We start from the raw sequence: 23,311 nt of genomic DNA, 5'->3' as shown, positions 1-23,311 counted from the left end.
CTCCAGCGCCCGGGAGGACAGGCGCAGATAGACCGAGCCGCCGGTCTCGTCGCGCAGCCAGTTGCGCTCGTTCGGCGCCCCCTCCCCGTCCCGCTGCATGTAGTCGAAGGCCCAGCGCATCACCACCGCCAGTTCGTCGGCGAATGCCGGTTCGAAATAGGCAAGGCCGTCCTGGGCCATGCCAACCAGCGGCGTGGCGATGGACTGGTGCGCCCCGCCTTCCGGCGCAAGCGTGATGCCCGAAGGCGTCGCCACCAACATGAAGCGGGCATCCTGGTAGCAGGCGTAATTCAACTGGTCGGCGCCGCGCATGATGAAAGGGTCGTAGACGGTGCCGATGGGCAGCAGCCGCTCCCCGAACAGGCTGTGCGACAGGCCCAGCGCCGACAGCAGGATGAACAGGTTGGATTCGGCGATGCCCAGTTCCAGATGCTGGCCCTTCGGCGAAAACTCCCAGCTGTAGGTGGAGGGGATGCGCTCCTTCTTGAAAAGGTCGGCCATTTCGCTCTTGGCGAACAGGCCGCGCCGGTTCACCCAGGCACCCAAATTGGTGGAAACGGTGACGTCGGGGGCGGTGGTGACGATGCGCTCGGCCAGTGGCGAACGCTCGCGCCCGATCTCGTTCAGGATCAGACCGAAGGCGGCCTGGGTCGACAGGTTCTTTTGCGTCGGGGCCGGCAGGACCGCAGGCACCCCGACCGCCGGCGCCTCGTAGCGGCGGCGGCCCTTCTGCGCAAAGGGCACGCGGCGCAGGAACTCCTCAAGCGCCGCCCCGGGCAGGCCCAGCCCCTCGAAACGCTCCCACTCATGACCGGGCCGGACCTTGTTGGCGGCGCGGAAGCCGTCCATCTGCTCGCGGGTCAGCAGGCCGGAGTGGTTGTCCTTGTGGCCGGCGAGCGGCAGGCCGAAGCCCTTGACCGTATAGGCGATGAAGCAGACCGGCCGGTCATGCGTGCGTGCCCCGGCGAAAGCCTCCAGCAGGGACGGCAGGTCGTGGCCGCCGAGATTGCCCATCAGCCGGGCCAGTTCCTCGTCGTTCCGGCGCTCGATCAGGCGGGTGACGTCGCCCTGGTCGCCCAGATCGTCCATCAGGCGCCGGCGCCAAGCGGCGCCGCCCTGGTAGGTCAGGGCCGAATAGAGCTGGTTGGGACAGTTGTCGATCCAGTCGCGCAGGCGCTCGCCGCCCGGCTCGCGGAAGGCCTCCTGCATCAGGGTGCCGTATTTCAGGATAACCACGTCCCAGCCGAAGGCACGGAAGATGTTCTCCAGCCGCTCCCACAACCCTTCGCGGATCACCGCGTCGAGACTCTGGCGGTTGTAGTCGACGATCCACCAGGTGTTGCGCAGGCCATGCTTCCACCCCTCCTGCAACGCTTCGAAGATGTTGCCCTCGTCCATCTCGGCGTCGCCGACCAGCGAAACCATGCGGCCCTCGTCCAGACCGGGAGCCCAGCCCTTGGCCTTCAGGTAATCCTGGACCAGCGAGGCGAACAGCGTCTGTGCCACCCCCAGCCCGACCGAACCGGTGGAGAAATCGACGTCGTCCACGTCCTTGGTACGCGACGGGTAGGACTGGGCCCCCTTGTAGCCGCGGAAATTCTCCAGCATCCCGCGCGTCTGGTTGCCCAGCAGATACTGGATGGCGTGGAAGATCGGGCTGGCATGCGGCTTCACCGCCACCCGGTCCTCCGGCCGCAGCGCCGAGAAATAGAGCGCGGTCATGATGGTGGCCAGCGAGGCGCTGGAGGCCTGATGGCCGCCGATCTTCAGCCCGTCGAGGTTGGGGCGGACATGGTTGGCGTTGTGGATCGTCCAGGACGCGAGCCAGAGTACCTTGCGCTCCAACTCGGCCAGGCAGGCGAGGTCGGCGGAGGACGGCAAGGTCGCGGTCATGGGTCTGCTCCCGGACTGGGGGGTTATGGTTCGCAGAGCCTATCATTTGCGATCCGGCAGGTGCTTGCGAAGTGGCGCCGCCCTCGCGTTCGTTTTAGCATCGGATGTCGAATCACAGCCGGGAACGGCATCCAATGCCAAAGCATGCCCTCGATCGCATCGACCGGAAGATCCTGGCCGCCCTGCAGGAGGATGGACGCCTGCCCAACAACGAGTTGGCGGAGCGTGTCGGCCTGTCCCCGTCGCCCTGCCTGCGGCGGGTCAAGGCGCTGGAAGAGGCGGGCGTGATCGGCCGCTATGTGGCGCTGGTCGATCCGGCCTCCGTCGAGCTGCCGGTCAACATCTTCGTCAGCGTCAGCCTGGAACGGCAGGTGGAGGCGCGGCTCGATGGGTTCGAGGCTGCGGTGATGGCTCGGCCGGAGGTGCTGGAATGCTACCTGATGACCGGCGACGCCGATTACCTGCTGCGGGTGGTGGTGCCGGACCTCGTAAGCTACGAACGCTTCCTGAAGGAACACCTGACCCGCATCCCCGGCGTCGCCAACATCAGATCGAGCTTCGCGCTGAAGCAGGTCCGTTACCGCACGGCGCTGCCGCTCGACCATCTGGGGGGATAAGAGCCTCACCCCCGCGCGGCGGCCGGCTTGACGCGCCCGGCACCGCGCCCCAGCATCGGCACCAGCAGGGCGGCGACCAGGCACAGGGCGCCGGCGATGGCAAAGGCCGGCAGGTAGCTCTGCAGGACGGTGCGCGACAGGCCTGCACCGAAGGCTGCGGCGGCGGCGCCGAGCTGGTGGCCGGCGAAGACCCAGCCGAAGACGAGGTTGGCACGCTCCCGGCCGAAGCGTTCGGCGGTGAGGCGCACCGTCGGCGGCACGGTGGCGATCCAGTCGAGACCGTAGAAGACGGCGAAGACCGACAATCCGTACAGGGTGAAGTCGGAATAGGGCAGATAGAGCAGCGACAGCCCGCGCAGCGCATAGTACCAGAATAGCAGCCAGCGGTTGTCATACCGGTCGGACAGCCAGCCGGATCCGACCGTGCCGATGAAATCGAAGATCCCCATCAGCGCCAGCAGTCCGGCAGCCTGGACCTCCGGTACGCTGAAATCGACGCAGAGCGGGATCAGGTGGGTCTGGATCAGGCCGTTGGTGCTGGCACCGCAAATGAAGAAGGTCGCGAACAGCACCCAGAAGGTCCGTGTCACCGCGGCGTCGCGCAGGGCACCGAAGGCCGCCGGCAGGACCGAGCCGGCCGGGGGAGGAGGCGGGGCGTCCTTCGCCTCGCCCAGGGCGGCGAGCCCCAGGTCGGCAGGGCGGTCACGCATCAGCGCCAGCATGGCGAGCGCGGCCGTGGCGATCAGCCCGCACAGCAGCGCGATGGCGGTCCGCCAGCCATAGGCCTCCGTCAGCATCGACAGGAGCGGCATGAAGACCAGTTGCCCCGTGGCCGAACTCGCGGTCAGCAACCCGATCACCAGCCCGCGGCGGGCAACGAACCAGCGCGTGGCGATGGTGGCGCCCAGCACCATGGCGGTCAGGCCGGTGCCGAAGCCGACGACGAACCCCCAGAGGACGATCAGCTGCCACACCTCGCGCATCGCCAGCGAGGCCAGCAACCCCGCTCCGACCAGGGTCAGGGAGGACAGAACCATGCGGCGGACGCCGAAACGGTTGATCATCGCCGCGGCGAAGGGGCCCATCAGCCCGAACAGCAGCAGTCGGATCGCCATGGCGGTGGAAATGTCGGCGGTATCCCATCCGAACTCCCGCTGCAACGGCAGCAGCAGGACGCCGGGGGCGCCGACCGCGCCGGCCGAGACCAGCATCGACAGGAAAGTGACGGCGACGACGACCCATCCGTAATGGATGTTCCGCCGCGCCAGGGCGGAGGCGAGAGGGGTGGACAGCATGAATTGGCGTCTCCGTCGGCCGGCGCGCAGTCGATCCGGGGGTTACTGGGCGGTCACGCCACCGTCGATGTTGATGGATTGGCCGGTGACGAACCCGGCAGAATCCGAGCAGAGCCAGAGCACCGCGGCAGCAACCTCCTCGGGCCGGCCGACGCGGCCGACAGGATGGAGCCGCCCCAGCACGGCTTCGACCTGCTCCGGTCCACCGAGGGAGCCCTGGGTCATCGGCGTCTGGATGATCGCCGGGCAAACGGCATTGACACGCACACCGGAAGCCGCGACCTCGATCGCCGCGGTGCGGGTCAGTCCTTCCACCGCCGCCTTGCTGGCGGAATAGGCGGCATTGCCGGCCATGCCGATCTGGCCCAGCACCGAACCGGTGTTGACGATGGAGCCATGCCCCTGGCGCTTCATGATCGCCAGCTCATGCTTCAGGCAGAGCCAGACGCCCTTCACGTTGACGGTCAGTATGCGGTCGAAGGCGGAATCGTCCATCTCCGTCAGCGGGGCGACCTGATGGATGCCGGCATTGTTGAAGGCGGCGTCCAGGCGGCCATGGTCGCGCTCGATCCGTCCGAACAGGGCGGCGACCTCCGCCGCATCGGCGACATCGGCCGCCACGAAGCTGCCGACTCCGCCGGAATGGCCGATCTGCGCCACCGTCTCCTGCCCCTCCGCCTCGCGCCGGCCGGTGACGATCACGGTCGCCCCAGCCTGGCCGAAAGCCAGCGCCGTCGCCCGCCCGATGCCCGAGGTGCCCCCGGTGACCAGGACCACCCGTCCGCCCATATCCGTCGTGATGCTCATCGCTCTTCTCCCTGTTGAACTGCAGAATCCGCTACGGGCCAACCGGTGCGCACCACCGGCGCCAAGCGCCTATAAATTATGATCATAATGAATAAGAAATATGATGACGTCCATCATGATTGTTGACGGCAGGCCCGGCCCGCCGGCGCGGCAGCCATGCATGCATCGAATGAAGACGGATCAGGGAAAACCCTCAGGAAATGTGCCGGTCCAGACATACGCAGGATCCGTTTGCCTCCCTTGCATAAGGACTCCCTTGACCGGTCGTCCTTATCGGATCATGTAAGCGGCGCCCGAACCCGCATGTATCCGCATGTATCCGGGCCGGCAGGTCTTTTAATTTCTTCTGGTCGGTGCGAATCGTGCTCTTGCAGCGCTTGGTCGGCCCAAGACTTGCCATATCCCAACGGTACAGGTACCCGCCTGACCGATGGAAAGCTTTCGTTAACCATAAAGTCCCACAACATGTCGGCGGCACATGGCCGCATTCAGCCGACCGCCGGGACCGGGCACCGCTCGGGTCCGTTGGGCGCCACCGCGCTGATCCCTATCGGAAGGCTGATACAGCGTGACCCTGCTGAATACGCGGGCGAATGGCCCGATCGACGTCTCCCCGGCCGGTCAATCGACGATTTCCTCCAGCAGCGCCGCCGATGGTCCGGTGACGATGCTGCGCGGTCCCGTCGACCCGACCCTGCTGCGGGACGAGCTGCTGTCCGACATTCCACAGACAACCGCCGCTGCCCATCCCGACCGTACGGCCATCATCCATGAAGGGCGGCGCGTCAGCTACGCCGAACTCGATGCACGGGCCAACCGGGTCGCCCGCGGCCTGCGGGCGCGCGGAATCGGCCCCGGCTGCTTCGTCGGGTTGTGGATGGCACGGTCGCTGGACCTGCATGTGGCACTGCTCGGCATCCTGAAGGCCGGCGCCGCCTATCTGCCCTTCGACGCCGATGCCCCGGCAGAGCGCGTGGCGGTCAGTTTGACCGACTGCGCCGCCCCGGCCATCCTGGTCGACCTCGTCACCGGCACCAAGGCGGCGACCCTGGCCGTCCACGGCGCGGCGGTGCAGACCCTGCGCATCGGCGACGTGCTGGGCGACGACGCCCGTCCGCTCGACCTGCGCGCCGACGGGGTCACGCCGGACAGCCCGGCCTATGCCATCTACACCTCGGGCTCGACCGGAAAGCCCAAGGGCATCGTCATCAGCCACCGCAACATCTGCCATTACCTGCGCGCCGCCAACAGCGTCTACGGCATCGCCGCCGACGACGTGGCGTTCCAGGGCGCATCGGTGGCCTTCGACCTGTCGCTGGAGGAGATATTTGTCCCCTATCTGGCCGGTGCCACCCTGTGGGTCGCCAGCCGCCAGGTGCTGGACGAGGCCGACCGGCTGGCCGACGTGCTGAACGACGCCGGCGTCACAGTGCTGGACACCGTGCCGACCCTGCTGGCGATGCTGCCGAAGGACGTGCCGTCGCTGCGCGTCGTCATCCTGGGCGGCGAGGCCTGCCCGCCGGCAGTGGCGGCGCGCTGGTGCCGGCCCGGCCGGCGCCTGTTCAACAGCTACGGCCCGACCGAGGCGACCGTCGTCGCCACCGTGGCCGAGGTGCTCCCCGACACCCCCGTCACAATCGGCCGCCCGATCCCCAACTACACCTGCTATGTGGTGGACGAGGCGCTGAACCCGGTTCCTCCCGGCACCCAGGGCGAACTGCTGATCGGCGGCCCCGGCGTCGCGCAGGGCTATCTCGGCCGGCCGGAGTTGACGGCGGAAAAGTTCATCGCCAATCCCTTCCGGCCGGATGGCGCCGGAGCCGGTCCCGATCCGCTGCTCTACCGCTCCGGCGACGCGGTCAGCCTGGACGCCGACGGGAACCTGCGCTTCCACGGCCGCATCGACGATCAGGTGAAGATCCGCGGCTTCCGTCTTGAGCTTGGCGAGATCGAGGCGAAGCTGACCGAGTTGCCGGGCGTCGCCCAGGCAACGGTGGTGCTGCGCAACGACAACGGCCTGGACCGGCTGGTCGCCTTCCTCGTTGCCCGACCCGGCGCCGCACCGGACAGGATTGCGCTGCGCGATGCCCTGCGCGCCCAGCTGCCGGCCTACATGGTGCCCGCGCATTACGAGCTGGTGGAGGCGCTGCCGCGCCTGACCTCGGGCAAGGCCGACCGCAAGACGCTCCAGGCGATGGCGCTGACCGGGGATGCCGGTGCCGCCGAACAGGAGGAGCCGGGCAACCCGACCGAGGCCGTCCTGCTGGATGCGGCGCGGCGGGTCTTCCCCGGCCAGTCGATCCCGCTGGAGGCAGACTTCTTCCTCGACCTGGGCGGCCATTCGCTGCTGGCGGCGCGCTTCGTGTCGGCGGTGCGCGAAACCGCGGGCCTGTCGGGCCTGACGCTCCAGGACGTCTACGGCGCCCGCAGCCTGCGGGCGATGGCCGAGCGGCTGGACGCCAAGGCGCCGGCCGGGCGCGGCGCCAAGCCGGCCGACCTGTCCTTCGAGCCGCCGCCGCGGCGTCGCCGCCTGCTGTGCGGGCTGGCCCAGGCCGCGGCGCTGCCGGTCATCCTGGCGCTGATGACCGTCCAGTGGCTGGGCGTCTTCGTCAGCTACATGCTGCTGTCGGGCGAGGACGCGACGCTGCTGGGCGAGATTTCCACCCTGTTCGGCGTCTATGTCGTCATCAACATCGCGACGATCGCCATCGCCATCGCCGCGAAATGGCTGATCATCGGCCGCACCAAGCCGGGCCGCTACCCGCTGTGGGGCGTCTATTATTACCGCTGGTGGCTGGCGCAGCGCTTCATCAGCCTCGTCCACCTGAAATGGTTCCAGGGATCGCCGCTGATGCGGCTGTTCCTGCGGGCGCTGGGCGCCCGGATCGGCGACGACGCCATGATCGGCGAGTTCGAATCCGGCGCCATCGATCTGGTGTCGATCGGCCGCGGCGCGTCCACCGGCGGCAAGGTGAAGCTGGCCAATGCCGAGGTGATCGGCAACGAGCTGGTGATCGGCACCATCGAGATCGGCGACGATGCCTATATCGGCACCTCCTGCGTCATCGGGCACGACGCGGTGGTGGCACCCGGCACCGAGCTGGCCGACCTGACCGCCCTGCCCGCCGGCACCCGCACCGGGGCCTATGAATCGTGGGACGGCTCGCCCGCGCGCAAGGTCGGCACGGTCGACCGCGCCGCCCTGCCCCAGGCGCCCGCCGCCGGGGTCTTCCGCCGGATGACCCAGGGGCTGTTCTATCTGGTCGCCGTGGTCGGACTGCCGCCGGTGGCGCTGATCCCGATCTTCCCGGCCTTCTACCTGTTCGACCGGCTGGACGCCTGGATGGGCGGGGTGTTCAAGGTCAACTATCTCTACTACGTCCCCGCCATCGCCTGGCCGACCGCCATGTTCCTGGTGGCCTTCACCGTGCTGCTGATCGCCGCCATGCGCTGGATCGTGCTGCCGAAGGTGGAATCCGGCTCCTATTCGGTCCACAGCTGGTTCTATGTCCGCAAATGGATCGTGGCCCTGGCGACCGAGGTGATGCTGGAGACGCTCAGCTCGCTCTACGCCACCGTCTACATGCGGGCCTGGTACCGGCTGATGGGCGCCAAGATCGGCCGCGACGCCGAAATCTCGACCAACCTCGCCGGCCGTTACGATCTGGTGGAGATCGGCGAGAAATGCTTCATCGCCGACGAGGTGGTGCTGGGCGACGAGGACATCCGCCGCGGCTGGATGGTTCTGAAGCCGGTGAAGACCGAAGCCCGCGTGTTCGTCGGCAACGACGCCGTGGTCCCGCCGGGGGCGGTCATCCCCACCGGCACGCTGATCGGCATCAAGTCCAAGCCGCCGGCGAATGCCGAGATGCAGCCGGGCGACACCTGGTTCGGCAGCCCGCCGATCAGGCTCCCGGTCCGCCAGAAGTTCGACAACGTCGCCTCCAGCTGGACCTTCGAGCCGTCGCGCGCGCGCCGTCTCGGCCGCGCGGTGTTCGAGGCCTTCAGCCTGTCGATGCCGTCGATGCTGTTCATCACCTTCGGCACCTTCGCGGTGGAAATGTTCGCGCCCGCGATCCTCGACGGCCGCTGGGGCGCCTTCGCCTGGCAGTTCCTGGCGGTCAGCGTCGCCATCCCGGTCGCGATGGTGCTGGTGGTGGCGCTGGTGAAGTGGCTGCTGATGGGCCGCTACGTCCCCACCATGAAGCCGATGTGGTCCTGGTGGGCGATGCGGACCGAGGCGGTGGCCGTGCTGTACTGGGGCCTCGCCGGCAAGGTGCTGCTCGACCATCTGCGCGGCACGCCGATGCTGCCCTGGGTGCTGCGCCTGTTCGGCACGAAGTTCGGCCGGGGCGTCTACATGGACACCACCGACATCACCGAGTTCGACTGCGTGGCGGTGGGCGATTACTCTGCGATCAACGCCCTGTCGGCGCTGCAGACCCATCTCTACGAGGACCGCGTCATGAAGGTCGGCCGGGTGAGCGTCGGCACCGGCGTCACCGTCGGGGCGGGGGCCACGGTGCTGTACGACACCCATGTCGGCGATTTCGCCCGGCTGGGTCCGCTGACCCTGGTGATGAAGGGCGAGGAAATCCCCGCCCATGGCGAATGGGCCGGTGCCCCGGCCGAGCCGGTGACGCATGGCCATGCGGCGGTCGCCGGACAGGTGAAGGCGGCGGCGTAGGGAAGTTATCGCCGGGGAAGCGGCACTGGTCTGACCACTTCCCCGCGCGCCTTCCAAGAAAATCCTCCGAACTGTCCCAAGTCAAACCGCCGCGCCGCCTTCCGTGCGGCCGACGGTTGTCTTCGTCCCGCAGCGGTGTATAAGGGGGCCGAGCGCGGCTTGTTCCCCTTCGCGCGCCCGGCCGGGCGCGTTCCGCGAAGGCGAGCGGACGCAGTTGGATCGTCATGCCAGGATCGTCACGCCAGGATCGTCATAAAGGAACGCCCCCAATGCCCGACGACATCGCCTCAGCCCGCGGAGCCGGCCTGTTTCCGCTCGCCAAGGACGACACGACCTACCGCAAGCTGACCTCCGATCACGTCTCCGTCACCGAATTCGACGGCGAACAGATCCTGAAGGTCGAGCCGGAAGGCCTGCGTCTGCTGGCCGAGGCGGCCTTCGCCGACATCAACCATCTGCTGCGCCCGGGCCATCTGGCCCAGCTCGCCAAGATCCTCGACGATCCGGAGGCGTCGGCCAACGACCGCTTCGTGGCGCTCGACCTGCTGAAGAACGCCAACATCGCCGCCGCCGGCACGCTGCCGATGTGCCAGGACACCGGCACCGCCATCATCATGGGCAAGAAGGGCCGCCGCGTCTTCACCAAGGGTGGCGACGAGCAGGCACTGTCGGAAGGTGCGCGCGACGCCTACCTGAAGCGCAACCTGCGCTACAGCCAGTTGGCGCCGATCTCCATGTACGAGGAGAAGAACACCCGCAACAACCTGCCGGCCCAGATCGACATCTATTCCGAGGGCGAGGACTATTACAAGTTCCTGTTCATGGCCAAGGGCGGCGGGTCGGCCAACAAGACCTTCCTGCACCAGGCCACGCCGTCGGTACTGGCGCCCGACCGGCTGCTGAAGTTCCTGGAAGACAAGATCCGCTATCTCGGCACCTCGGCCTGTCCGCCCTACCATCTGGCCATCGTCATCGGCGGCCTGTCGGCCGAACAGAACCTGAAGACGGTGAAGCTGGCGTCGGCCCGCTATCTCGACAACCTGCCGACCGAGGGCGGCGAGGACGCGCACGCCTTCCGCGATCTGGCGATGGAGGCCGAGGTCCATAAGCTGACCCAGAACATGGGCATTGGCGCCCAGTTCGGCGGCAAGTATTTCTGCCACGACGTCCGCGTCATCCGCCTGCCGCGCCACGGCGCCTCGATGCCGATCGGCGTCGGCGTGTCCTGCTCGGCCGACCGTCAGGCGGTGGGCAAGATCACCAGGGACGGCATCTTCCTGGAACAGCTGGAGACCGATCCGGCCCAGTATCTGCCGGAGATCGGTGACGAGCATCTGTCGGGCGAGGTCGTGAAGATCGACCTGAACCAGCCGATGGAGCAGATCCGCGCCACGCTGTCCCAATACCCGATCCGCACCCGCCTGTCGCTGACCGGTCCGCTGATCGTCGCCCGCGACCTCGCCCATGCCAAGCTGCGCGCCCGGCTCGATGCCGGCGAGCCACTGCCCGACTACTTCAAGAACCACCCGATCTATTACGCCGGCCCGGCAAAGACGCCGGAAGGCTACGCCTCGGGCTCCTTCGGACCGACCACGGCCGGCCGCATGGACAGCTTCGTCGACCAGTTCCAGGCGGCCGGCGGCTCCATGGTCATGCTGGCCAAGGGCAACCGCAGCGCGGAAGTGACGGCGGCCTGCAAGCAGCATGGCGGCTTCTATCTCGGCTCGATCGGCGGTGCCGCAGCCCGTCTCGCCCAGGACTGCATCAAGAAGGTGGAGTGCGTCGAGTATCCCGAACTCGGCATGGAAGCCATCTGGCGCATCGAAGTGGAGGACTTCCCCGCCTTCATCATCGTCGACGACAAGGGCAACGACTTCTTCAAGGAATTGAAGCTCGCCTGATCGGAGGCCAAATACAAGGGGGCGCGGCGCCGATGGGGTCCGCGCCCTTTCCCCTGTCCGCTTGCCGGGCGGCAGGGGGAAAGCCTATCTTCAATGCCGATGGTTTGCGGAGGGCTTTCCGATGGACGGGGTTCATGATCGGCGCACACACAAGCAGGACGTCATCCTCTCCCTGGACGAGGATATCCTTCAGCGTGCAAAATCCCTTCCCGGCGACCTGTCGGAGCGGGTCGAGAAGTTGCTTGTGGACGAATTGGCGAAGGCCGAGCGTGAGCGCCGCCTGGACGCCACGATAGAAGCCTGGAACATGTTCGACGAAAAGCACGGCTCCTTTGCCGAACAGTACGCCAACGACGTCCTATGAGCCAATTCGACGTCCATCGAAACACGGGCGCCCGCCGTCAGTTCATACCATTTGTCGTCGTCATCCAGTCCCGTAGATTCGATGCCGCACGCAGCCGCGTCATAATTCCGATGGTGGACAAGCGTGCCGAACCTCCGATCGATCCGGAACGGAATCCGTCCTTCGAGATCGAAGACCGCTCGGTGGTCCTTCATCCGTTGCAGACTGTTTCGGTCCGTGCCGACCAGCTCGGTGACAGAACTGGCTCCCTTGCCGACGACAGCGACCGCATCATCGCCGCCATCGACCTCCTGATTTCCCGTGCCTGGGGATGAGTTGCCCGTGACACCCGCCCAAATCCAAGAGCGCATCCTGTACCGCGACGGGCTGATGCTGATCCTCGACAAGCCCCCCGGATTGCCGGTTCATGCCGGTCCAGCCGGCGGCCCGAACCTGGAGCGGCATTTCGACGCACTCCGCTTCGGCTTTCCCAAGCCGCCGTCCCTCGCCCACCGGCTGGACCGCGACACCTCGGGCTGCCTGATCCTGGGCCGCCATGCCAAGGCGTTGCGCAAGATCGGCATCCTGTTCCAGAACGGCAAGGTCGATAAGACCTATTGGGCGGTGGTCGCCGGCACGCCGCCGCAGGAGTCCGGACGGATCGAGCTGCCCCTCGCCAAGGTTTCCAACAAGACCGGGGGCTGGCGCATCGTCGGGTCGCCCGACGGGCAGACGGCGGTGACCGACTATGTCGTGCGCGGACAGGCGGACGGTCTGACCTGGCTGGAGCTGACGCCGCACACCGGCCGTACCCACCAGATCCGCGTCCACTGCGCCTCCATCGGCTGCCCCCTGGTCGGCGACCCGCAATATGGCGGGCCGGAGGGCAAGCCGCTTCACCTGCATTCCCGCGCCATCTCGCTGCCGCTCTACCCGAAGCGCGACCCGGTGGGAGCGGTGGCGCCGGTCCCGCCGCACATGCAGGCCGCATTGGCCGCCTGCGGCTTCACCGAGGCTTCATAGAGCCTCCGCGAGGCCAGGCCGTTGCCGTAACCATTGCCGCGATGCGGCAAACCACCCCATGATGCAGCCTCATGAGGCCGCCCCATGACGGGGCCGGGGAAAAGCGCATGATACCGATCGGCACGACCACGGCCCGCTGGATGACCGTGCGCTATGCCCTGGCGCTGATGCTGATCGCGCTGGGCACCCTTGCCGGCTTCGTCATGACCGAACGGGTGATCGGCCAGCACGAACGCATGCTGGAGGTCGTCAACGTCTCCGGCCGGCAACGCATGCTGTCGCAACGGACGGCTCTGCTGGTCGAGCAGTTGAAGACCGTCACCGATCCGTCGGCACGCGCCGAGCTTGCCCAAAGGCTGTCCGAGGCTACCGACATCTTCGAAACGGCCCACCGCCGGCTGAGCGGCCGGGCCGGGTCGAAGGAAGGGCCGCCACTCGGGCCGCCGCCGGGCGACCTGTTCCACGACGGTCCCGATCCGCTCGACCCGGTGGTAACCGATCATATCGCCGCCCTGCGCCGGGTGATCGCCGCCGCAGCGGCCGGCAATCCGCCCGACCCGGCGGAAGCGGACCGCATCACCGCCCAGGCGCTCGGCCCGCTGCTGGACCGGCTGGAAGATATGGTGGCCCTGTACCAGGAGGAGGGGGAGGCCGGTTTCCACACCCTCCACCAGCTGGGGCTAGCGGCCTTGCTGGCGACCCTGCTGATCCTGGCGGTGGAGGCGCTGGCGATCTTCCGGCCGATGACCCGGCAGGTGCGCCGCCAGTTCACCGAAATCCTGCGCATGGCCGAAACCATCGAACGGGCCAACGCCACATTGGAACAGCAGGTGCGCGAACGGACGGCGGAACTGCATGCCGCCAAGACCGCCGCCGAGCAGGCGCACCGCGCCAAATCCCGCTTCCTTGCCCATGCCAGCCACGATCTCCAGCAACCGCTGCAGGCCATCGGCATGTTCACCGGCATGCTGGAACGCCAGCCCCAGAGCGGCAAGGCGGTGGCGCTGCTGTCCGACCTGAAGGCGGCGCAGCGGTCGATGCGCGACCTGCTGAACGCGATCCTCGACATCTCCAAGCTGGAATCGGGAGTGGTGACGCCGAAGCCGGCCGACCTGCCGCTCTCCCCCCTGCTCGACCAGCTGGAGGCGGAGTTCGCCGGCTTGGCGGAGGCGAAGGGACTGCGGCTGCGCGCCGTCCCGACTGGCGCGGTGGTGCGCAGCGACCCGGCGCTGCTGGAGCGCATCGTCCGCAACCTGATCGCCAACGCCATACGCTACACCGAAGCCGGCGGCGTTCTGGTCGGCTGCCGCACCCGCGGCGAAACGCTGTGGATCGAGGTCTATGACACCGGCCGCGGGATCGCCGCCCCCGACCGTGCCCGCATCTTCGAGGAGTTCGTCCAGCTCGACCGGCCCGACCGGGACCGCAGCGAAGGAATCGGGCTGGGTCTTGCCATCGTCGAACGACTGGCGCGGCTGCTGGGGCATCCGGTGACGGTACGATCCATCGAAGGGCGCGGGACGGTGTTCGCGGTGGGGGTGCCGCTGGCGGGATAAGGGGAGCGGCATAGGTCCGATATTGTGCCCACTGTAGAAACAATCTTGTGTGATTTGCCTGGATTGTTCCCCAAACCCTCCGGTGCCAAATTCTCCTCCAGACAACGAAAGCCCAATGGGCACGGAGGGTTCCATCATGATGACCATTCGCCATCGCGACGAGCGTGGGGTCGCCAACATGGGTTGGCTGAACAGCAACCACAGCTTCTCCTTCGGCCATTACTTCGATCCGGCCCATATGGGCTTCCGTGCGCTGCGGGTGATCAACGAGGACCGCGTGATCCCCGGCGCCGGCTTCCCCACCCATGGGCACGCCAACATGGAGATCGTCTCCTACGTGCTGAGCGGAGCGCTGGAGCACAAGGACTCCATCGGCACCGGATCGGTGATCCGTCCGGGCGAGGTCCAGCGGATGAGCGCCGGCCGCGGCATCCGCCACAGCGAGTACAACGCGTCCGACACCGAGCCGGTGCATTTCCTGCAAATCTGGATCCTGCCGGAGGCCAACAACCTGGCACCCGGCTACCAGCAGGCGGATTTCCCGGCGGCGGAAAAGCGTGGCCGGTTGAAGCTGGTCGGCTCGCGTGATGGACGGGAGGGGAGCGTCACCATCCATCAGGATGTCGACCTCTACGCCGCCCTGCTGGACGGGGAGGAGAGCGCCACGCTGGCCCTGCGCCCCGGCCGCCATGCCTGGGTCCAGGTCGCCCGCGGCTGGGTGCATGTCAACGGCACCCTGTTGAAGGCTGGTGACGGCGCCGCACTGACGGACGAGGAGGCGGTGACGCTGGACCGTGCCGACGAGGCCGAGGTGCTGATCTTCGACCTGGCATGACAGGTCGGGCTTGACACAAAAGCTTGATTTGAACCGGGAGCGGGGCGCGCGGCAGGATTGCCGCCGTCCCGTTCCCGTCGGCGCCCCGCCGGCGGGCCGAACCCAGGGGTGGGCCATGGCAGACCAGATGGGCACCGAGAAGATCTACAACGTCCTGTTTTTGTGCACCCATAATTCCGCCCGCAGCATCATGGCGGAATGCCTGATGCGCCGTTGGGGTGCCGGCCGCTTCAACGCCTGGTCGGCGGGCAGTCACCCGGCCGGCCAGATCAACCCGCACACGCTGGCCACCCTTCAGGCCTTCAAGTTGCCGACCGAGAATCTGCACTCCAAGAGCTGGAACGACTTCGCCCGGCCGGACGCACCGGCCCTCGATTTCGTCTTCACGGTGTGCGACCAGACCGCGGGAGAGATGTGCCCGGTGTGGAACGGGACGCCACTGACCGCCCATTGGGGCGTCGAGGATCCCGTCGCTGCGACCGGGTCGGAGGACCGCATCCGCATGGCCTTCCGCCGCACCTATGTCGAACTGGAAAGCCGCATCAAGATCTTCGCCAGCCTGCGGGTGGAACAATTGGACAGGCTGGCTCTGCAAAGCTCCCTGCATGCCATCGGCACCGTCCACGGCTCCGACATGGACATGATGGCCGACGCTCAGCAATAGAGTCGGCTTCCATCGGCTTGGACAGGTCGGCTCCAATAGGAGCGACGTGCCCGTCGCCAAAGGCATCAAGCGGTCAAGCGGTCAATCTCCGGCATCCTGAGCGGGATCGGATCGGCAACCAGACCGATCCGGTTCCTCTCTGCCTCCGGCCGCATTGCGCGAGACGGCACGAAAAAACGAACACCGGCATGGCCAAGGCGAAGGGCCGACGCCAGTCCAAGGGCGCAGAGCCTACCGGTCGCACCCAGCCTCGCCCCTGGACATTTCCAAGCCGGCTCCGATGACCCGGCACGCTCCAGCCGCCGGCATCGAGCCTTCATTCCCCGATTCCAGGCTTCCCGCTCGATCAAGCCAACGCAGCCGGCACCCCACTTTTCGGTAATTCGAAGCTCATTTCCCAAAATTCTAAAACAATAGAGCCACATCACTCATCAGACGACCGTAATCATTGATCCTGATATTGATCATTTATGATTTCAAATAATTCCTGTTTTTTATTGCAGAATATGCCTTTTCAGCAAAAGCATTGATGATAATGTTGATAGTTTTACTTTACAATTTCTCCTAAATGATTTTAATTATCTTGCTCAGTGGATAAATAATTATTAAAATTCCGTTAGGGCAGCACCCTCCATCATTGGGGACGACCCGAATATTCCCGCCTTGCGTCATATTGTAGAGATGGAGATCGAAAAGCCCGCTTGACCGGGCCGTCCTCCGATCATTGAAAGGCGCACGATGTCCGGCTTGCGCGATGCTGCAACCGTCGAGTGCTCGGGTTCCATGACACTGTCGGCGATCGAGGCCGTCCGCGACCGCTTGCAGGACGCGCTGGGCTCCACGACGCATGTCGAGGTGGATTGCCGCGGCCTCACGGATGCCGACGTCTGCTTCATACAGCTCTTGCTGTCGGCACGGGTGACCGCGGCACGGCGCGGCATCGTCCTGCAGATGAGCCAGCCGCTCGGGGCACCGCTGCGCGACGTCCTGGAGCGAGGGGGATTTGTCGACAAGTCCGGGGCGATCCGCCCCGATGATGATTTCTGGATCGGGGGGCCGTAACACAATGGCGAAAACCATTCTCAGCGTCGACGATTCGGCCAGCATGCGCCAGATGGTCAAGCTGACCCTGTCTTCGGCCGGCTATCAGGTGGTGGAGGCCGCCGACGGGCGCGAGGCGCTGGCCAAGGCGAAGACGGGCAGCTTCAATTTGGTGCTGACCGACCTGAACATGCCCAACATGGACGGGTTGACCCTGATCCGCGAGTTGCGAACGCTGGCCGCCTACCGCGGCATCCCGATCGTCTTCCTGACGACGGAATCCGATGCCGGGAAGAAGGCCGAGGCCAAAGCCGCCGGGGCCACCGCCTGGATCGTCAAGCCGTTCCAACCGGACCAGCTGCTCAGCGTCGTCCGAAAGATCATCGGCGCATGACCGGGCATGCCGATCCAGGCCAGATCTTCCGCGAGGAGTCGGTGGAACTTCTGGCCGATCTGGAAGCCGCGCTGCTCCGCCTGGAACAGCGGCCGACCGATCGCGACCCGCTCGACACCGCCTTCCGGGCCCTGCACACGATCAAGGGCTCGGGCGCCATGTTCGGGTTCGAGGCCGCCGCGAGCTTCACGCACCATCTGGAAAGTGCGTTCGACCGGATGCGCAGGGGCGAGTTGAGCGCGACGCCGGCCCTGATCGGCATCGCCTTGGCTGCCAAGGATCACATCCGCATCCTGATCGACGATCCCGCCAGCGCCGATGCCGCGACAGGGGAAGGGCTCCTGGCCCGGCTTGCGGAGCAGAGCGTCGCGTCGCCCGACGCGGCCCAACCGGCAGGGGACACGGCGGAGGAACCGGCAAGCTGGCGCATCCGCTTCCGTCTCGCCCCCGACGCGCTGGAGCGCGGAACCAACCCGCTGTTGCTGCTCGACGAACTGCAGGGGCTGGGCAAGGCCGAGATCGTCGCGCTGACCGACACGGTCCCTCCGCTGGAAGAGCTGGAGCCGACCCGCTGCCATATCGGCTGGGAGGTGGTCCTGACCACGACCCATCCGCGCTCGACCATCGAGGATGTGTTCATCTTCGTGATCGACGAAACCGAGCTGACCATCGAGCCGGTCGCCCGACCGGCCGGCGCGGCGGCACCCGATCCGGCCGCGGCACCGGCACGCCCGTCCCCTGCGGAGCCCGCCGCCGCGACCGAAGAAAGGGGCGGGACCGGACCGGCTGCCATGCCAGCCGCCATACCAGCCACGGCACCGGTCATCGTGCCGGCGAAAGCACAGCCTGCGGCCAACTCGATCCGCGTGCCTGCCGAGCGGCTCGACGATCTGATGGATCAGGTCGGCGAACTGGTGATCGCCCATGCCCGCCTGAAGCAGCTGATCGCCGACAGCCTGGACCTCCAGATCAAGTCGGTCACCGAGGAGATCGAACGGCTGTCCAACGGCCTGCGCGACATCACCATGGGCATCCGGATGGTGCCGGTCGGGTCGCTGTTCGGCCGCTTCCGCCGGCTCGTCCGCGACCTGTCCCAGGAGCTGGGCAAGGACGTCCAGCTCACCCTGTCCGGTGAGGAGACCGAGCTGGACAAGACGATGATCGAGCGGCTGAACGACCCGCTGGTCCACATCATCCGCAACAGCCTGGACCATGGGCTGGAGCCGGCGGCCGAGCGGGTGGCGGCGGGCAAGCCCGGCCAGGGACAGCTTCACCTGTCCGCGCGTCATGCCGGAACCCGCGTGCTGATGACCATCCGCGACGACGGGCGCGGCCTGGACCGCGACCGCATCCGCGCCAAGGCGGAGGAGCACGAGCTGATCCAGCCGGGCGTCAAGCTGTCGGACGCCGAGCTGTTCCAGCTGATCTTCCATCCCGGCTTCTCGACGGCACGGACGCTGACCAGCGTGTCGGGGCGCGGCATCGGCATGGACGTGGTCAAGCGCACCGTCGATGCGCTGCGCGGCACCATCGACGTGTCCAGCACGCCCGGCGGCGGGACCGAGATCACGCTAGGCCTGCCCCTGACGCTGGCGATCATCGACGGGCTGCTGGTCCGGGTCGGACAGGGCCGCTACGTCATCCCGCTGTTCGCGGTGGAGGAGTGCGTCGAGCTGCCGCCCGAGGGCCGGCGCCATTCCGGACGCAGCTTCCTCAACATCCGCGATTCCCTCGTGCCGTTCCTGCGCCTGCGCGATTGCTTCGGCGTGACCCATCCGCCCGATCCCTACCAGAAGGTGGTCATCATCTCCAATGGCGACCGGCGGGTCGGGCTGGTGGTTGACCAGGTGCTGGGCGACCACCAGACGGTCATCAAGTCGATGTCGAAGCTGCACGCCGATGTCGCCAACTTCTCCGGCGCGACGATCCTGGGCGACGGATCGGTGGCGCTGATCCTGGACATCGCCCAGGTCGTCGCCGCCGGGCAATCGCAGGACCAGCGGAAGGAAGCCTCATGAACGACGCTCCGGCAAGCCAGGGAGGCCCGACATGACAGCCAACGACAACCGCTCCTTCGAGGCGCTGACCTTGGGTCTGGGCGGCGAGATCTTCGCCATCGACGCCAATGCCGTGCACGAGATCCTCGACCTCGTTCCCCAGACCGAGGTGCCGGGCGCCCCGGCGATGGTCGGCCACCTCATCAATGTGCGCGGCAAGGTGGTGCCGCTGGCCGATCTGCGGATCCGGTTCGGCATGGAGCGCACCCCGCCGACGATCGACACCCGCATCGTCGTGGTCGAAATCGAACTCGACGGGGAGCCGACCGTGGTCGGGCTGCTGGCCGACAAGGTCTATGAGGTGACCGGCATCACCGGCGCCTCGATCGAGGACACCCCCGACATCGGCATGCGCTGGAACCCCGACCTGATCAAGGGCATCGGCAAGCGCGGCACCGATTTCATCGTCATCCCGGACATCGTCCGCATCTTCACGACCCACTGAATCACGGCCTGCCGACCGTCGGACTCCCACAGGCTCGCGTAGCGAGGAACGACCATGCGCATCTCCATAAAAACCAAAATCGTCGCGGCTTTCGGCACCGTCATCCTGCTGTCCGCCGTCACCGCGGGCATCGCGATCAACGGCCTGTCGGACCTGAGCCAGAAGATCGAGGAACTGGTCAGCGTCTCGGCGCAACGGATCAACGTTGCCCGCCAGATCCCGGCGCTGGTCTACGTCATCCAGCGCGAGGAAAAGAATCTCCTGCTGTCGAGCGCACCGGAGGATCTGGAGCGCTTCGACAAGGCGATACTGACCCGGCGCGATGAGCTGAAGGCGGCGGTGGAGCAATACCGTCGCATCGCCGACGCGGAAGGCGTGAAGAAGGCCGTGCAGGTCGAAAGCCTGATCGGAGAGTTCACCGCCGCCCAGGACAAGGTGCGCGTGCTCGGACGAATCCGGTCGAACCAGCAGGGCGTCGAGCTGCTCATGGGCAGCGGCAACGAGGTCGTCAATGCGGCATCGGAAGCGTTGCGCCCATTGCTGGACCGGGTCGAGAAGGGCGGTCAGCCCACCGCGGAACAAGTTGCAATTGCCCAGCGGGTCCGGCGGATGACGACCGACTGGACACAGGCGCGTGTCATCCTCCGCAATGCCCTGCTGGTGTCCGACGATGCCGGAACCGAAGCCGCGCTGAAGCCGCTGCCGGATCTGCTGAAGAACATTTCCCAGCAGAATGACCAGATCCGTGCCCAGCTGACCGCCGACGAGGATATCCGCGTCTTCACCGGCTTCCTCGACAAATACCGCGCGTATGAACGGTTTACCGACGAGCTGGTCACACTGGCGCGCAAGAACACCGAGGTCAAGGCACTGACCTTGTCGCTCGGCGAGGTGCGGACCGCCGCCAGCAAGCTGGCGCAGACGTCCAGCGATCTGGTCGCTTCCGCCGAAAAAGGCATGGCCGACGACAAGCAGCAGGCCGACACCACCTATACCCAGATCCGCATGATCACCATCGGCGCGGTTTCGCTCTCCCTGTTGATCGCCATCATCGCGGGCGCCTACATCGCCATCTCTATCGCCCGCGGCCTCGGCAAGGCGGTCGGTCTGGCCAACGCCGTCGCCATCGGCGATCTCGGCCAGCAGGTGGAGGTGTCGAGCGACGACGAGATCAAGGATCTGGTGAGTGCGCTGAACGGCATGACCGCCAATCTGCGGACGACCGCCGGGATCGCCGACGAGATCTCCCGCGGCAACCTGACGGTCCAGGCGAAACCGCTGTCCGACCTGGACACGCTGGGCATGGCGCTGGAAACCATGCTGGAGAAGCTGCGCATGGTCGTCACCGACGCCTCGTCGGCCGCCGACAACGTCGCGGCGGGCAGCCAGGAGCTGTCGGCCAGTTCCGAAGAGCTGTCGCAGGGCGCCACCGAGCAGGCATCGGCCGCCGAGCAGGCGTCGGCCTCCATGGAGGAGATGGCGGCCAACATCAAGCAGAATGCCGAGAACGCCACCCAGACCGAGAAGATCGCCCGGCAATCCTCCAAGGACGCCCAGGCGTCCGGCGAGGCGGTCAGCCGGACCGTGCAGGCGATGCAGACCATTGCCGAGAAGATCAGCATCGTGCAGGAGATCGCCCGCCAGACCGATCTGCTGGCGCTGAACGCCGCGGTGGAGGCGGCGCGTGCCGGCGAACACGGCCGCGGCTTCGCCGTCGTCGCCTCGGAGGTGCGCAAGCTGGCCGAACGCAGCCAGGGAGCGGCGGCCGAGATCAGCTCGCTGTCCACCGAATCGACCAAGATCGCCCAGGAGGCCGGGCAGATGCTGGCCCGTCTGGTGCCCGACATCCGCAAGACCGCCGAACTGGTCGAGGAGATCAGCGCCGCCTGCCGCGAACAGGACATCGGGGCGGAGCAGATCAACCAGGCGATCCAGCAGCTCGACAAGGTGACGCAGCAGAACTCCAGCGCATCGGAGCAGATGGCCGCGACGTCCGAAGAGCTGTCCTCGATGGCGACGCAGCTCCAGGACACCATCTCCTACTTCGTGGTGGAGGAACAGGGCGCCCGCCGCCCCGCCGCCCGGACGGCCACTCCGGCGCCGGCCCCGCGCGCCGCGGCCCATCCGGCCCCCGCCAACCGTCGCCCCGCTCCGTCCGCTGCCAACGGCCCGTCGCACAAGCCGGCAGGAAAGCCGAACGGCAAGGACCGCGGAGTGAAGATCGCACTCGAGGCCGGCAAGGGTCCGGACGACCTCGACGGCCGCTACGCCACCTTCTGACCTCCGTTCCCGACCACCACCGGGGGACGGCGCGCAGCCGGCGCCGTCCCATTTCGTCCAACCCGCTATCCCCCAGCCCGAGGAGCGGCGCCCATCCATGACCAGCGCAGCAGCGCCGCGCGAACCGGCGCAATATGTGACCATCGGCATCGACCGCGAGGTCTTCGCCATCGAGGTCGGCATCGTCCGCGAGATCCTCGACATGCAGCCGGTCACCCGGCTGCCGCACGCACCGCCGAGCCTCGTCGGCATGATCGACGTGCGCGGACAGGGCGTGCCGACGGTCGATCTGCGGATCAAGCTCGGCCTGCCGGCGGTACAGACGACACCGCACACCCGCATTCTGGTGCTGGACGTGCCGCTGGAGGGGCAGCCGCTCCGGATCGGGGTCGTCGCCGACCGCGTGTTCGAAGTGACGGCACTGGACGGCCACGCGCTGGAGGCGCCGCCCCAGGTCGGCGGGCGGTGGCGGTCGGACTGCATCCAGGCGATCGGCCGCGCCAACGGAACCTTCGTCATCGTCTTCGACATCGCCCGCCTGTTCGCCGGTGACGATGCGGTGCTGCTGAGCCTGCCGGACGCGGTGTCATGAGCGACACGGAGGATCCGTCCCCGGCACCGGCCAGGACGCTCGGCCAGGACGGCCTGACCCCCAGTGACTTCGAGCGCCTGGCGGCGATCATCGAGCGCCACTGCGGCATCCGCATGCCGGCGTCCAAGCGGACGATGGTGGAAGGCCGCCTGCGCCGCCGCGTGCGGGCGCTGGGCCTGCCGGACTTGCACGCCTACTGCCGCCATGTGCTCGACGAGGGGGCGCTGGAGGCTGAGCTGGGCGACCTGATCGACGCTGTCACCACCAACAAGACCGACTTTTTCCGCGAGATCGATCATTTCCGCTACCTGGTCGGCACCGCCATCCCCACGCTGACGCGCCTGCCCCATCGTCCCGGCATCGACCGCCCGATAAAGATCTGGAGCGCGGCCTGCTCGACCGGCGCCGAACCTTACACCGTGGCCATGCTGTTCCAGGAGCAGGAGCGGGCCGGCACGCCGATCCGCCACGAGATCATCGGAACCGACATCTGTACCGAGGCGCTGGCCGCCGCCAAGCTGGCCGTCTATCCCTTCGAGATGGCGAAGATGGTCCCGGCGCCATTCGCCTCCCGCTACCTGATGCGGTCGCGCGACGGCGCCAATCCCTCGATCCGGCTGGTGCCGTCCATCCGCCAGGCCGTCCGTTTCGGCCATCTGAACATGATGGACCCGGTCTATCCGGTCGCCACCGACATGGATGTGATCTTCTTCCGCAACATCCTGATCTATTTCGACAAGCCGACGCAGAAGGCGGTTCTGCACAAGCTCTGCCAGCATCTGCGGCACGGCGGCTACCTGTTCGTCGGCCACAGCGAAACCATCACCAACATGGACCTGCCCCTGACCCAGGTCGCGTCCGCCACCTTCATCCGGAGTTGA

Annotated in this window: 19 protein-coding genes (1 of these 19 running past the window's edge); 16 read left to right on the top strand and 3 right to left on the bottom strand. The window is 67.0% G+C overall.

Going from position 1 to position 23,311, the window contains the following annotated elements; genetic code table 11:
* Positions 1 to 1,893: the 5' portion of a transketolase gene (locus tag ABMY26_RS09505; RefSeq protein ID WP_372395457.1), read on the bottom strand. 519 nt of this gene lie to the left of the window's left edge; 1,893 of the gene's 2,412 nt are visible here — the first part of the coding sequence; it begins with the start codon at positions 1,891 to 1,893; the stop codon falls past the left edge of the window.
* Between the two features lie 134 nt (positions 1,894 to 2,027).
* Here ABMY26_RS09505 and ABMY26_RS09500 point away from each other — a divergent pair, with 134 nt between their 5' ends.
* Positions 2,028 to 2,510, top strand: a complete 483-nt coding sequence (locus ABMY26_RS09500; RefSeq protein WP_372395456.1) for an Lrp/AsnC family transcriptional regulator — start codon at positions 2,028 to 2,030, stop codon at positions 2,508 to 2,510.
* Positions 2,511 to 2,515: 5 nt separating this feature from the next.
* On the opposite strand, the gene ABMY26_RS09495 is transcribed toward ABMY26_RS09500, so the two are convergent.
* On the bottom strand, positions 2,516 to 3,805 hold the full coding sequence (locus tag ABMY26_RS09495; RefSeq protein WP_372395455.1) for an MFS transporter: 1,290 nt from the start codon (positions 3,803 to 3,805) through the stop codon (positions 2,516 to 2,518).
* Between the two features lie 42 nt (positions 3,806 to 3,847).
* Entirely contained in the window at positions 3,848 to 4,612 is a 765-nt protein-coding gene (locus tag ABMY26_RS09490) for an SDR family NAD(P)-dependent oxidoreductase (RefSeq protein ID WP_372395454.1), read from the bottom strand.
* A gap of 568 nt (positions 4,613 to 5,180) precedes the next feature.
* On the opposite strand from ABMY26_RS09490, the gene ABMY26_RS09485 reads away from it, so the two are divergent.
* From ABMY26_RS09485 to ABMY26_RS09415, 15 genes are all read left to right on the top strand, one after another.
* On the top strand, positions 5,181 to 9,299 hold the full coding sequence (locus tag ABMY26_RS09485; protein WP_372395453.1) for a Pls/PosA family non-ribosomal peptide synthetase: 4,119 nt from the start codon (positions 5,181 to 5,183) through the stop codon (positions 9,297 to 9,299).
* 269 nt (positions 9,300 to 9,568) lie between these two features.
* Positions 9,569 to 11,200 carry a fumarate hydratase gene (locus ABMY26_RS09480; RefSeq protein WP_372395452.1) on the top strand — a complete coding sequence of 544 codons (1,632 nt, stop codon included), beginning with the start codon at positions 9,569 to 9,571 and terminating at the stop codon, positions 11,198 to 11,200.
* A gap of 121 nt (positions 11,201 to 11,321) precedes the next feature.
* Positions 11,322 to 11,564 (top strand): type II toxin-antitoxin system CcdA family antitoxin, encoded by a 243-nt coding sequence (locus ABMY26_RS09475; RefSeq protein WP_372395451.1) that lies wholly within the window; start codon positions 11,322 to 11,324, stop codon positions 11,562 to 11,564.
* The gene (locus tag ABMY26_RS09470; protein WP_372395450.1) at positions 11,561 to 11,878 is read left to right on the top strand and encodes a CcdB family protein; all 318 of its coding nucleotides are present in this window, start codon (positions 11,561 to 11,563) and stop codon (positions 11,876 to 11,878) included. Before ABMY26_RS09475 ends, ABMY26_RS09470 begins: the two co-directional genes overlap by 4 nt.
* 7 nt (positions 11,879 to 11,885) lie before the next feature.
* Positions 11,886 to 12,566, top strand: a complete 681-nt coding sequence (locus tag ABMY26_RS09465; protein WP_372395449.1) for an RluA family pseudouridine synthase — start codon at positions 11,886 to 11,888, stop codon at positions 12,564 to 12,566.
* A 107-nt stretch (positions 12,567 to 12,673) separates the two neighbouring features.
* Positions 12,674 to 14,122: an ATP-binding protein gene (locus tag ABMY26_RS09460; protein WP_372395448.1), complete on the top strand. Its 1,449-nt coding sequence runs from the start codon at positions 12,674 to 12,676 to the stop codon at positions 14,120 to 14,122.
* Between the two features lie 136 nt (positions 14,123 to 14,258).
* A complete protein-coding gene (locus tag ABMY26_RS09455) occupies positions 14,259 to 14,957 on the top strand; it encodes a pirin family protein (RefSeq protein WP_372395447.1) in 699 nt (232 codons plus the stop codon).
* Between the two features lie 127 nt (positions 14,958 to 15,084).
* Positions 15,085 to 15,621: an arsenate reductase ArsC gene (locus ABMY26_RS09450; protein ID WP_372395937.1), complete on the top strand. Its 537-nt coding sequence runs from the start codon at positions 15,085 to 15,087 to the stop codon at positions 15,619 to 15,621.
* 738 nt (positions 15,622 to 16,359) lie between these two features.
* Positions 16,360 to 16,683, top strand: coding sequence for an STAS domain-containing protein (locus ABMY26_RS09445; RefSeq protein WP_372395446.1), 324 nt, complete (start codon positions 16,360 to 16,362; stop codon positions 16,681 to 16,683).
* Between the two features lie 4 nt (positions 16,684 to 16,687).
* Positions 16,688 to 17,056, top strand: coding sequence for a response regulator (locus tag ABMY26_RS09440; protein ID WP_372395445.1), 369 nt, complete (start codon positions 16,688 to 16,690; stop codon positions 17,054 to 17,056).
* Entirely contained in the window at positions 17,053 to 19,074 is a 2,022-nt protein-coding gene (locus tag ABMY26_RS09435; protein ID WP_372395444.1) for a chemotaxis protein CheA, read from the top strand. Before ABMY26_RS09440 ends, ABMY26_RS09435 begins: the two co-directional genes overlap by 4 nt.
* A gap of 31 nt (positions 19,075 to 19,105) precedes the next feature.
* The gene (locus tag ABMY26_RS09430) at positions 19,106 to 19,558 is read left to right on the top strand and encodes a chemotaxis protein CheW (RefSeq protein WP_372395443.1); all 453 of its coding nucleotides are present in this window, start codon (positions 19,106 to 19,108) and stop codon (positions 19,556 to 19,558) included.
* 54 nt (positions 19,559 to 19,612) lie between these two features.
* Complete coding sequence (locus ABMY26_RS09425) at positions 19,613 to 21,838, top strand: methyl-accepting chemotaxis protein (protein ID WP_372395442.1); 2,226 nt, start codon at positions 19,613 to 19,615, stop codon at positions 21,836 to 21,838.
* A 97-nt stretch (positions 21,839 to 21,935) separates the two neighbouring features.
* Complete coding sequence (locus ABMY26_RS09420) at positions 21,936 to 22,430, top strand: chemotaxis protein CheW (protein ID WP_372395441.1); 495 nt, start codon at positions 21,936 to 21,938, stop codon at positions 22,428 to 22,430.
* Positions 22,427 to 23,311 carry a protein-glutamate O-methyltransferase CheR gene (locus ABMY26_RS09415; RefSeq protein ID WP_372395440.1) on the top strand — a complete coding sequence of 295 codons (885 nt, stop codon included), beginning with the start codon at positions 22,427 to 22,429 and terminating at the stop codon, positions 23,309 to 23,311. Before ABMY26_RS09420 ends, ABMY26_RS09415 begins: the two co-directional genes overlap by 4 nt.

Source organism: Azospirillum sp. HJ39 (assembly GCF_041507355.1).
GTDB classification, from domain to species: Bacteria; Pseudomonadota; Alphaproteobacteria; order Azospirillales; family Azospirillaceae; genus Azospirillum; species Azospirillum thiophilum.
Note: the sequence above shows the minus strand (reverse complement) of the source record. Positions and strands in the feature narration are given on the sequence as shown.

What these genes read in the sequence shown, in the direction of transcription:
- ABMY26_RS09425 (WP_372395442.1), top strand. Translation starts at nt 19,613, where the DNA reads ATGCGCATCTCCATAAAAACCAAAATCGTCGCGGCTTTCGGCACCGTC.
- ABMY26_RS09450 (WP_372395937.1), top strand. Translation starts at nt 15,085, where the DNA reads ATGGGCACCGAGAAGATCTACAACGTCCTGTTTTTGTGCACCCATAAT.
- ABMY26_RS09430 (WP_372395443.1), top strand. Translation starts at nt 19,106, where the DNA reads ATGACAGCCAACGACAACCGCTCCTTCGAGGCGCTGACCTTGGGTCTG.
- ABMY26_RS09495 (WP_372395455.1), bottom strand. Translation starts at nt 3,805, where the DNA reads ATGCTGTCCACCCCTCTCGCCTCCGCCCTGGCGCGGCGGAACATCCAT.
- ABMY26_RS09475 (WP_372395451.1), top strand. Translation starts at nt 11,322, where the DNA reads ATGGACGGGGTTCATGATCGGCGCACACACAAGCAGGACGTCATCCTC.
- ABMY26_RS09490 (WP_372395454.1), bottom strand. Translation starts at nt 4,612, where the DNA reads ATGAGCATCACGACGGATATGGGCGGACGGGTGGTCCTGGTCACCGGG.
- ABMY26_RS09420 (WP_372395441.1), top strand. Translation starts at nt 21,936, where the DNA reads ATGACCAGCGCAGCAGCGCCGCGCGAACCGGCGCAATATGTGACCATC.
- ABMY26_RS09500 (WP_372395456.1), top strand. Translation starts at nt 2,028, where the DNA reads ATGCCAAAGCATGCCCTCGATCGCATCGACCGGAAGATCCTGGCCGCC.
- ABMY26_RS09415 (WP_372395440.1), top strand. Translation starts at nt 22,427, where the DNA reads ATGAGCGACACGGAGGATCCGTCCCCGGCACCGGCCAGGACGCTCGGC.
- ABMY26_RS09440 (WP_372395445.1), top strand. Translation starts at nt 16,688, where the DNA reads ATGGCGAAAACCATTCTCAGCGTCGACGATTCGGCCAGCATGCGCCAG.
- ABMY26_RS09445 (WP_372395446.1), top strand. Translation starts at nt 16,360, where the DNA reads ATGTCCGGCTTGCGCGATGCTGCAACCGTCGAGTGCTCGGGTTCCATG.
- ABMY26_RS09470 (WP_372395450.1), top strand. Translation starts at nt 11,561, where the DNA reads ATGAGCCAATTCGACGTCCATCGAAACACGGGCGCCCGCCGTCAGTTC.
- ABMY26_RS09455 (WP_372395447.1), top strand. Translation starts at nt 14,259, where the DNA reads ATGATGACCATTCGCCATCGCGACGAGCGTGGGGTCGCCAACATGGGT.
- ABMY26_RS09460 (WP_372395448.1), top strand. Translation starts at nt 12,674, where the DNA reads ATGATACCGATCGGCACGACCACGGCCCGCTGGATGACCGTGCGCTAT.
- ABMY26_RS09435 (WP_372395444.1), top strand. Translation starts at nt 17,053, where the DNA reads ATGACCGGGCATGCCGATCCAGGCCAGATCTTCCGCGAGGAGTCGGTG.
- ABMY26_RS09480 (WP_372395452.1), top strand. Translation starts at nt 9,569, where the DNA reads ATGCCCGACGACATCGCCTCAGCCCGCGGAGCCGGCCTGTTTCCGCTC.